Origin of the sequence: Silvibacterium sp. (assembly GCF_047605705.1) — a bacterium.
GTDB lineage: Bacteria > Acidobacteriota > Terriglobia > Terriglobales > Acidobacteriaceae > Silvibacterium.
Map to the genome: position 1 here is coordinate 34148 of NZ_JASGFD010000043.1, position 8510 is coordinate 42657.

General features: G+C 60.6%; 11 protein-coding genes. 7 read left to right on the forward strand and 4 right to left on the reverse strand.

Features of this window, described 5'->3' with window-relative positions; translation table 11 throughout:
- Positions 1 to 60 precede the first annotated feature (60 nt).
- From QM649_RS15030 to QM649_RS15040, 3 genes are all read right to left on the reverse strand, one after another.
- Positions 61 to 1194 (reverse strand): SurA N-terminal domain-containing protein, encoded by a 1134-nt coding sequence (locus tag QM649_RS15030; RefSeq protein WP_415199874.1) that lies wholly within the window; start codon positions 1192 to 1194, stop codon positions 61 to 63.
- Positions 1195 to 1316: 122 nt separating this feature from the next.
- Positions 1317 to 2294 (reverse strand): DsbA family protein, encoded by a 978-nt coding sequence (locus QM649_RS15035; RefSeq protein WP_415199875.1) that lies wholly within the window; start codon positions 2292 to 2294, stop codon positions 1317 to 1319.
- A gap of 556 nt (positions 2295 to 2850) precedes the next feature.
- Positions 2851 to 3081 (reverse strand): hypothetical protein, encoded by a 231-nt coding sequence (locus tag QM649_RS15040; protein ID WP_415199876.1) that lies wholly within the window; start codon positions 3079 to 3081, stop codon positions 2851 to 2853.
- Positions 3082 to 3268: 187 nt separating this feature from the next.
- Between QM649_RS15040 and QM649_RS15045 the strand changes: the two genes are divergently transcribed.
- The 6 genes from QM649_RS15045 to QM649_RS15070 all read left to right on the forward strand — a co-directional run bounded on the left by QM649_RS15045 (position 3269) and on the right by QM649_RS15070 (position 5311).
- On the forward strand, positions 3269 to 3391 hold the full coding sequence (locus QM649_RS15045; protein ID WP_415199877.1) for a hypothetical protein: 123 nt from the start codon (positions 3269 to 3271) through the stop codon (positions 3389 to 3391).
- A 60-nt stretch (positions 3392 to 3451) separates the two neighbouring features.
- Positions 3452 to 3577: a hypothetical protein gene (locus QM649_RS15050; RefSeq protein ID WP_415199878.1), complete on the forward strand. Its 126-nt coding sequence runs from the start codon at positions 3452 to 3454 to the stop codon at positions 3575 to 3577.
- Between the two features lie 58 nt (positions 3578 to 3635).
- Positions 3636 to 3761 carry a hypothetical protein gene (locus tag QM649_RS15055; protein WP_415199878.1) on the forward strand — a complete coding sequence of 42 codons (126 nt, stop codon included), beginning with the start codon at positions 3636 to 3638 and terminating at the stop codon, positions 3759 to 3761.
- 58 nt (positions 3762 to 3819) lie between these two features.
- On the forward strand, positions 3820 to 3945 hold the full coding sequence (locus tag QM649_RS15060; protein WP_415199879.1) for a hypothetical protein: 126 nt from the start codon (positions 3820 to 3822) through the stop codon (positions 3943 to 3945).
- Positions 3946 to 4040: 95 nt separating this feature from the next.
- Positions 4041 to 4775, forward strand: a complete 735-nt coding sequence (locus QM649_RS15065) for a hypothetical protein (RefSeq protein ID WP_415199880.1) — start codon at positions 4041 to 4043, stop codon at positions 4773 to 4775.
- Positions 4775 to 5311 carry a hypothetical protein gene (locus tag QM649_RS15070; RefSeq protein ID WP_415199881.1) on the forward strand — a complete coding sequence of 179 codons (537 nt, stop codon included), beginning with the start codon at positions 4775 to 4777 and terminating at the stop codon, positions 5309 to 5311. The genes QM649_RS15065 and QM649_RS15070 overlap by 1 nt, the downstream gene beginning before the upstream one ends.
- A gap of 91 nt (positions 5312 to 5402) precedes the next feature.
- Here the strand turns inward: QM649_RS15070 and QM649_RS15075 are convergent, their stop codons facing one another.
- Positions 5403 to 8012 (reverse strand): LPS-assembly protein LptD, encoded by a 2610-nt coding sequence (locus QM649_RS15075; protein ID WP_415199882.1) that lies wholly within the window; start codon positions 8010 to 8012, stop codon positions 5403 to 5405.
- Between the two features lie 249 nt (positions 8013 to 8261).
- Between QM649_RS15075 and QM649_RS15080 the strand changes: the two genes are divergently transcribed.
- On the forward strand, positions 8262 to 8510 hold a 249-nt coding region (locus QM649_RS15080), incomplete at its 3' end, for a hypothetical protein (RefSeq protein WP_415199883.1).

Genomic DNA, 8510 nt, shown 5'->3' on the forward strand with positions numbered 1-8510 from the left:
GTCCGCCCAAAACAAAAACGCCGCCCGAAGGCGGCGTTTGTTAGAAGTGCGTGAAAAGAACTACTGCGCGCCGTTCTTGAAGATCTCTTCGGCGAGGTAGTTCTCCACGCGGGACTGGTCGCGCAGCATCTCGATGTAGGCGTTCTTGAGCAGCTGCGAGCGGGCATCGCGCAGCTGGGTGCGGATGGTCTGCTGCACGCGCGGATCGTTCAGTTCACGCTGGCCTGCCGCCTGCTTGTCGATCAGCTTGTAAATCGCGTAGCCAACTGCCTTCTTGCCCGCCGGGGTGTTCTCGTAGAGGGGCAGAATGTCAGTGACCTGGCCGGGCTTGATCTTGGCCACAGCGTTGTAGACGTCCGCATCTGAGTGAAGCTGCGACTCGGAGATGAAGCCCATGTCGCCGCCGCTCTGCGCATTGTCCGGACGCTCGGAGAAGTTCGCCGCGAGCATGCCGAAGTCCTCGCCGCTCTCGATGCGATTGTGCAGCGTTTCGATCTTCTTCTTGGCCTCGGCATCGTTGCTGGCCTTGCTGTTCTGCAGGTTGCCGGCCTGCTGGCTGGGCGCGGGCAGCCCTGTCACCACGATCTGCGCCAGGTGGTACTGCGGCTCGATCAGGTTGAACTCCGACTTGTTCGCGTTGTAGTAGCTCGCGATGTCCGAGTCGGTGACGTTGATCTTGGAGTTGATCTCCTTGTTGAAGAGCTTCTCCTCGGTCTTGCCGCGGCGGATCTCGCGCTTCAGGTCATCGAGCGTCAGGTGCTTCTGCGCCAGGCGCTTGTCGAACTCTTCCTGCGTGAAGGGCGCCTTAATCTCGTTGATCTTGCTCTGCACCTCTTCATCGGTCGCCGTCAGGTTCAGCTTCGCGGCGCGCTGCATCAGGATCTCTTCGTCGATCAGGTCGCGCACCACGTTCAGGCGGATGATGTTCGCCTGCTCCTGCGAGGGGTGCTGGTTCGACTGGCCGAGTGTGTCCTGGTAGCGGGTCTCGACGTCGGCCTTCATGATCGGCTTGCCGTTCACGGTGGCGAGCACGTCCGGGCCATGGCTGCGCTGGCAGCCGGCCAGCGCGCAGAGCGCGGCCAGCGTGGCAACAGAGGCGGCCTTGGCGGAAAGCTGGCTCAGGGACGAGAACGAGAGGGTGGTACGACGGGCGTCAGACTTGCGGGCTTCGAATTTCCAGGCTTCGAATTTCAAGGACAAACGGTTTTCTCCTTAAACGCGTTCCGGTGCGGACAGGCACTCCGCCTGGGTCACATGCGGCGAGGAACGCGGGAAAGCGGCTTCCTCAGGATATATGAAAGCCGCTTCTACAGGTTCTAACGCGTGCCAGCTGCGCCCGGTTTTGCAGAGGTGGTGGCCGGGGCGGCCGCGGGGGCTGCGGGTTTGGGAGTCGGCGGAGGTGTAACACCTTCCGAGACCAGCGCGCGATCGATGATCGTCCACAGCGTCGAGGTGTCGAGCGCACCCTGCATCTCCTCGCCGTTTACGAACAGCGTCGGAGTCTGCTCGATGCCCAGGCTCTCGCCCTGTTTCAGCTCGGCGCGGATCGCGGTCTCGTCCTGGGCCTTCACGCAGGCGCTCAGCTTTGTCGGCTCCAGGCCGTCCTTCGCGCCTTCCTCGATCGCTAGCTTGTCCAGCAGCGCCTTCGACTTGTCTACGTTGCGGTCCGGGCCGGTGATGTCCTGCCCATGGACGTGCAGGTAGTCCACGTAGTCCCAGTAGGCTTTGTCGTTCTGCGCAGACAGGCAATTGGCGTCGACCGAGGCGTGCATTGCCCAGGGGTGAATCTCCTCGAGCGGCAGGTCGCGGTAAACGATCTTGATCAGGCCCTTATAGTGGTCGAGCGTCTCCGGAAAGAGCTCCGCGTGCAGGCGGGCGCAGTAGGGGCACTCGAGGTCGTCATAGTTAACCAGCACCACCTTGGCATCCGGGTTGCCGCGCATCGGGCGGCCAGCATACGGAACGAGATCGGCAGGATTCTTCGAGATATCCCACTCGGAGAGCCGGGCCAGCGTGTTGCCGTCCTTCGAAATCAGGAAGTTCAGGCTCTGGGTGTGGTCCGGATGGCCGGGCAGCGAGAAGGTGACCTTGACCGTGTCGTAGCCGGGCATCGTGCTGGCCTCGCGGCCTCCGACCGAGATCTGGTACTCGGTGGGCACGTTCAGCTTGGTGCGGGCAAGGACTTCGATCTTGCGGGCTGTCAGCGAGTCGATGGGAGCTGGGGTCGTTTGCGCCCGGCAGCCGGCCACGGAAAGGGCCATGAGACAAAAGAGGAAGAGTCGATTGCGATACAAACCTGCCACCTTTCGGATGGCTCGATTATCTCATCCGGACCTGACGCGGGCGGGCGCCGGCAAAGGATCGGGCGGCATTCTGCGGCTGGGAACGTGCGGGAAGCGATCAGGCTGAAGCGCTCCAACCAACAACAAGTTATAGATGCCCATAAGTCAAGAGATAATTTACTGGAACCCTCACTCCTTTGTTGTCGAACGTCGAAACTGGGCTTACTCTCGTAGCTATGCAGTGAGCGCAGTTGCAGAGAAAGTGAGCAGCCTCATGCTTAAAACCGCCTGTTCCCTGCATGAAGTCCCAAAATGGGAACAAGCGGCTGCATTCGGCGTAAGCAGCATCGAAGGTAATTCCGTCACATATGACACGGCGTTTGTGGGATTGCCATTCTCCGGCCCCTGGTCATTCCGGGCGTAAGCCGCCGGCGCCGTCAGCGTGCCGGAGATATCCTGCACAGCGCACGTGTGCAACAAGTTGTCTCGCTCGTGCGCCAGGTGTCATTTCTTTTACCGCCTGAGAAGGACGCTTTCTCCCGCGGTTTCCTGGTCATTGCTTTGCTGCCTATTTCGAGGGTGTTTTCGATACCTGTTGTGCACGGGTGTCGGCATTCGCTGTTCCAGCATGTTTGTCCAGGAGATGTCGGTGGTGAATTTCCAGCAAAGCCTCTCCCGTCAGCGGGCATGCACGCAATGCCTGTGCAGCTTCGGGCGTCGGACACTTCTTCTCTTGGGAAGCTGCCTGAAAGCTACGCTCCGCGGCGGCGACATGCCAGCTCGCGCGCTTTTTCGCCATGCCGTTCCCCCAGACTTCGTTCCGTATTTGCTCCCTACCCTCTCGAGCGTGTTCGGAGAGACGCCCGGGCGTAAGTCAGCCCGTTTTCGGCCAGGGTCTTTTCCATGGCCGCCGCCTGTCTGGAACGATGCCCGTCCATAACTTCACTCTCATAGATAACTGCAACTTACTTAAAAGGAGATTTCCCATGAACAAGACCGTCCGCAATGTACTTCTCGCCGCTTCCATCCTTACCGCCTTCGCCGCCAACTCGTATGCCGGTCTGTCTACAGCACCTCCTCCAACCCCGACTGGCATCGCCGGCAAGTAGTTCTAAGCCCGCACGTAGGGAAAACGACAACCACTCCATCGACTTACAAGGAGAAACACCATGAACAAGACCGTCCGTAACGTACTTCTCGCCGCCTCTCTTCTCGCCGCCTTCGCCGCCAACTCGTATGCCGGCCTTTGCACCGCACCTCCTCCGACACCAACTGGCCTTGCCGGCAGCAAGTAGCCCGAAGTCCTTATCAAGACAACAGAAATATTTCCATCAACTTACAAGGAGACACACCATGAACAAGACCGTCCGTAACGTACTTCTCGCCGCCTCTCTTCTCGCCGCCTTCGCCGCCAACTCGTATGCCGGCCTTTGCACCGCACCTCCTCCGACACCAACTGGCCTTGCCGGCAGCAAGTAGCCCGAAGTCCTTATCAAGACAACAGAAATATTTCCATCAACTTACAAGGAGACACACCATGAACAAGACCGTCCGTAACATACTTCTCGCCGCCTCTCTGCTTGCTGCTTTCGCTGCCAACTCCTATGCCGGTCTGGCGACGCTGCCTCCGCCGACCCCGACTGGGCTCGCCGGCAGCAAATAGGGCGGAATCATAGAAGATTCTGTCCGCGCAGGCCCATCCATTGGTAAAGTCTTTAGCTGATGGGCTTCAGCGGGACACAGACTGTGGTTTGGGCGGTGGGTTTCGCCGCCCTTTCGGTCCTTTTCGGCGTAATGCTAGTCCGCCGGAGGGCTAAAGACTTCCCGTTTTTTACTGCGTTGGTGGGCTTTGATGCTCTCCAGAGCGTAGTGCTGCCGCTCTTTTCCACGAAACTGCGGATCTACTATGGGCTCTATTGGGCCGGCCAGATCGTCGACCTCCTCCTCCAGCTTGCAGTGGTTGTGGAGATCGCCCGCCATGTTTTCAAGCCTTTCGGCCGCTGGGCGGCCGGAGCCAGGCGCTTCTGGATTGCAGCCAGCTCCCTCTGCCTGGTGCTGGCGTTAGGGCTCGCCTTTCTGGCGCAGCCACAGGGGACCAATTCCGGATGGTCCTGGGTGCTGCGCGGCGACCTTTTCGCCATCATGCTTACCTGCATGGTCTCGGTTGTGGTGCTGATCACGGCGCGACGCTACGGCCTCAGCTGGCGCAATCATGTTATGGGGCTGGCTCAGGGATGGACATTCTGGGCCTTTATTACCTTTGCGGTAGAGACTTGCCAGAGTTACTGGGGTTATAGCTCTATCTACTTCCTGCTTTTCCTGATTAGTGCCTTTGCCGGGGTACTTGCCCAGGGTTACTGGATGATAGTTTTTTGGAGAAATGAGCCAGTTCGCGAAATAACTCCCGAAATGCATCAAATTCTTGTTGAACGCCAGCGCGAGCTTGACTACTATGTGGCCAAGTTAGTTCATCCGCACACGCGCCGATCCTAATGAACCTGCCCTTTCTCATTGCCGCTGGGACTACTCTCGCTGCCACTGGCGCAGCGCTGGTGTGGTCGCTGTACGTCCCGGGCGGCTTGAACAAAAAAGAATGGGATGAGCTGGTTGCCATGCTCGAGCCGATGCACGCCGGTGGCCTCGAACTGGTCGCCCGCGACCACATCGAGCCGCAGCAGAATCAGATTTATCTTGAGCCGGACGAAATGTGGGGTCTGCTCGGCGGTTCGGAGGGGCTGCGCCGGATGAAGGCGAATGCCGAAATCATGGTAGCCCTGGCCGGTTACGCCAGCCGGTGGAACATGGTCGAGGCAGCGATCGTCGCGGAGCGCATGCGCCAGGATGCCCTCCTCCTGCGCCGCGCCATGCATCGCATTCGGATGGACGCCATCCTCCATCGCCGGCCGATTCGCCTGCCCTTCTATCTGCAGCAGGCTGCCTCGTCGTACTACCTCATGCAGCGGCGTCTCCTCTGCCTTTACGAGGTTACGCACGCGGGCCTTCGCCCGCAGCTGGTTGCAGCGCTCTAACTCATTCAAAATAATCAGGGTATATAAAAGGCGGGACCTCTTCAGGTCCCGCCTTTTTACTTTGCTCGATCCACGAACCGAGGTGCCGGCTTTAGAAGACACGTTCAGCCCACGAGAGGCTGCCGGCTGTGCCCACGTTCGCCAGCGTGAAGTTGTAGAGGTAGGTGGTGTGTTCGGGCACCGTGCCCAGCGAGTAGCGCCTCACCTCGAAGCTCAGCCCGCAGCAGTCCCAGTTGTAGCTGGCCTGGATGCCGCCGTACTGTAGCCGATCGAGGGTGAAGTCGTAGCCGGTGTTCATGCCCAGGCTCAGGCCTGGCCGGATGGGGCTGCCGTAGACCGCAGTAAGACGCAGCTGGTTGAAGTCGACCTCCTGGTTGCTCGAGGTCGTACTGGTGAGGGTCGTGGTGCCGGAGGCCGTCTTCGATTCCTCGGGTGCGCTGGCGCCCGCCAGCGTATGCAGGTGCGCGTCGGCCAGGGTGAAAGAGAAATCTCCCTGCTTGTATGTTCCGAAGAGATTGCTCGAATCCAGCCGCCCGGCCTTGGTGTCGTAATCCATGTCCCATTCGACATTGGTCGTCGAGGTCGTCTGCATGCGCAGGCGGGAGATGATCGGCGAATAATCGCGGGGGTGCGACAGGAAGGCGACGCCGGTCAGGTCGAGTGTCGATTCCAGCACATTGCGGGTGCGGTCGGTCACGGCTTTGCCGAAATCGTCGTTGAAGTAGAGCTTCTGGCCGATTTCCCAGTTCAGCCACGCGTTGGTGGTGCTGTTGCACATCGTATCCGGACCCAGGGCCTCGTCGCCCTTGCAGGGCTTGGGCTTCAGCGGCCGCAGATAGATGCGCTGGTGCAGGAAGTAGCCGAGTTCGTTGGTGTCGCTGGCGACGTCCGTCGGGTCGAAGCGCAGGATGGAATTGAAATTATCGATGCCGCCCACGTAGCGATATTCAACCTCTGGCTCGATCGTGTGGCGTATATCCGCGCCAAAGACCTTGGCCAGCAGCGGTGACGAGAAATCGCGCTGAAGTGCAGGGGCGCGCAGGTCGACATCCGCCTCAAAGTCCTTGCGATTTACGGAAGAGTCGCGCTCGGTCGGCAGCACGCCGACAGGAGCGGGATTCTGGCTGCTTCCGTAGAAGGTGTCGCGCACACCAATGGCAGGCCGCAGGCTCCAGCCGGAGAAGTGCAGCGGCATGGCCAGGTGCGGCTCGAGATCGAGGCGCGGGATGAAGTGTGTGGTTTGGAATCCGGGCTCAGAGCGGGAGAGTCCGGTGCCGCTGGAGCTGACGCCCCACATCAGCGGAGTGCCGGGCAGGTACTGGTCGACGCCGTCAAACGCCAGGGTCGGCGCGTGAATGATCTTGATCTCTTCCTCGCCCGAAGTCGTGGACGAGCTGCTCTCGTAGCTTTCGTAGCGATTGAAAGCGACGCTCTCGGCCAGGCCGTTGTGAGAGTGCGCGAAGAAGGCCTGCGATTTGACCTCGGAGTTGATAGCGACAACGTAGTTGTCTTCGAACTCCTGGCGATAGACGTACGAACTCAGGTACTCGAGGTCGGCAACGGCGCGGGTCTCGGAATCGAAGTCGCGCCGTCCGTCGAAGAGCATGTCCACGCCACCCTGGTTCTCGGTGCCTGGCAGGCGATCGAGCAGGCTGACAAAGCGGAAGGTGGCAAAGTCGTAGTCGCGCCCGCGATAGCGGAAGAGGGCACGCGGGGCGAAGCCGCGCTTCGAGTAATATTGCGAGCCTACGGTAAGGTCGGCGCTGCGTCCGAGCACCTGGTAGTAGTCCTCGCCGAGGATCAGGCCCTTCGTGGTGTCGCTGCCGAAGGAGGGGATCACAAAGCCGCTCTGCCGGGAGTCGCTATCGATGGGGTGGGTCACGTACGGCAGGTAGAACAACGGCACGCGGTGCACCATTGGCAGGCCATCAAGCTCGAACCAGCTGTTCGCGCCCTTGGCGACATTGTTGTTCAGGAGAAAATCGTGCGCGATGAGCCGCCAGTCCGGGTTGGGCAGGCGGCAGGAGGTCATCGAGCCGTCGATGACATGGTACTGGCGCTCGCCGGTCTCGATCAGCTCCTTGCCGGTAACCGCGAACGGGCTTGAGGACTGGAGCAGGATCTTGGCCTGCTGGACCTCGCCGGCGCCGGAGACGAACTTGGTGACCGTCTTGGCCTGGGAGTCGTCCGGATTGTGTCCGAGTCCCAGCGTGCCCGTCACGTCGTAAAAGTGGCCGGTGTGCGCGTCCGGATTCACCGTGCCGTGGTCGGCCATCAGGTGTGCGCTGTCCGGGCCGCCATCCACGTGCAGGTGGCCGGTGCCCACGACCTCGCCGCTGTCCTGGTTGTAGGTCGCGCGGTCGGCGGAGATCACGTAGTCCTTGTAATGGATCACGACATGGCCGATCAGCGTATAAACGCCGCCGCTGTCCGTTTTCACATAGGTTTGCGAGTCGGCCTGAATGCGCACCGGCGTGCCCTGCGGGGGCGCGGGAACGACGTGAGCCTCGGGAATCTGGCTCTCGACGCTGGCGTCTTCCGGGAGATCTGTCGAGCCTGAAATGGCCGTCGCGGGCGTGGAAGCAGACAGTGGAGTGAGCGCCGCCCCGGGGAGGGGAAACTGCTTCGTCAACGCCTGCGACCAAAGCTGCGAGTGACACAGCAGGAGCAGCATGGTACACAAAAAAGTGCGGACTCTCATCGCGAGGGGCTTCTCAAGAATAGCAAAGGCTGTGTTTGGGGAGATCGTCGGGAAGAAGGTTCGCCGCTCTGGCTTGAAGTTTCGTTCTCTCGCCGACATTGGGTATACGCCAATGAAACGTACTCGTGTGTCCAGCCTCTTTTCCTCTCTTCATCCACGCACGTTGCTACATACAGCAGACGCGTCCTTGCACGATTTTGTCGCGGAAGTTGCGGCCGGATGCAAAGCGGAAAGAAATGAGGAGGAACGTTGAGCGCTTCCACGAGCCCCATGCAGACTGAGCCCGTGCTGGCATCCGTGCCGGACTGGAAACAGGAAGTCAATGCGCGCGTACGTGCGCACCGCACTCGCCGCGTGAGCGGGGAGGAGAATTCGCAGCAGCCGCTGCCCGGCATGGAGCCGCCCGCGGCCTCGCGTGCCGCACGGGTAGCCGCGCGTGTCGCCGAGCGCTACTCCAAGGCGCCGACCTACAGCGAAATGCTGGCTGCCGAAGCAATC

Bases quoted from the DNA above. Each gene is read 5' to 3' on its own strand.
- QM649_RS15040 (WP_415199876.1), bottom strand. From the start codon at position 3,081: ATGGCGAAAAAGCGCGCGAGCTGGCATGTCGCCGCCGCGGAGCGTAGC.
- QM649_RS15045 (WP_415199877.1), top strand. From the start codon at position 3,269: ATGAACAAGACCGTCCGCAATGTACTTCTCGCCGCTTCCATCCTTACC.
- QM649_RS15050 (WP_415199878.1), top strand. From the start codon at position 3,452: ATGAACAAGACCGTCCGTAACGTACTTCTCGCCGCCTCTCTTCTCGCC.
- QM649_RS15055 (WP_415199878.1), top strand. From the start codon at position 3,636: ATGAACAAGACCGTCCGTAACGTACTTCTCGCCGCCTCTCTTCTCGCC.
- QM649_RS15060 (WP_415199879.1), top strand. From the start codon at position 3,820: ATGAACAAGACCGTCCGTAACATACTTCTCGCCGCCTCTCTGCTTGCT.
- QM649_RS15070 (WP_415199881.1), top strand. From the start codon at position 4,775: ATGAACCTGCCCTTTCTCATTGCCGCTGGGACTACTCTCGCTGCCACT.
- QM649_RS15075 (WP_415199882.1), bottom strand. From the start codon at position 8,012: ATGAGAGTCCGCACTTTTTTGTGTACCATGCTGCTCCTGCTGTGTCAC.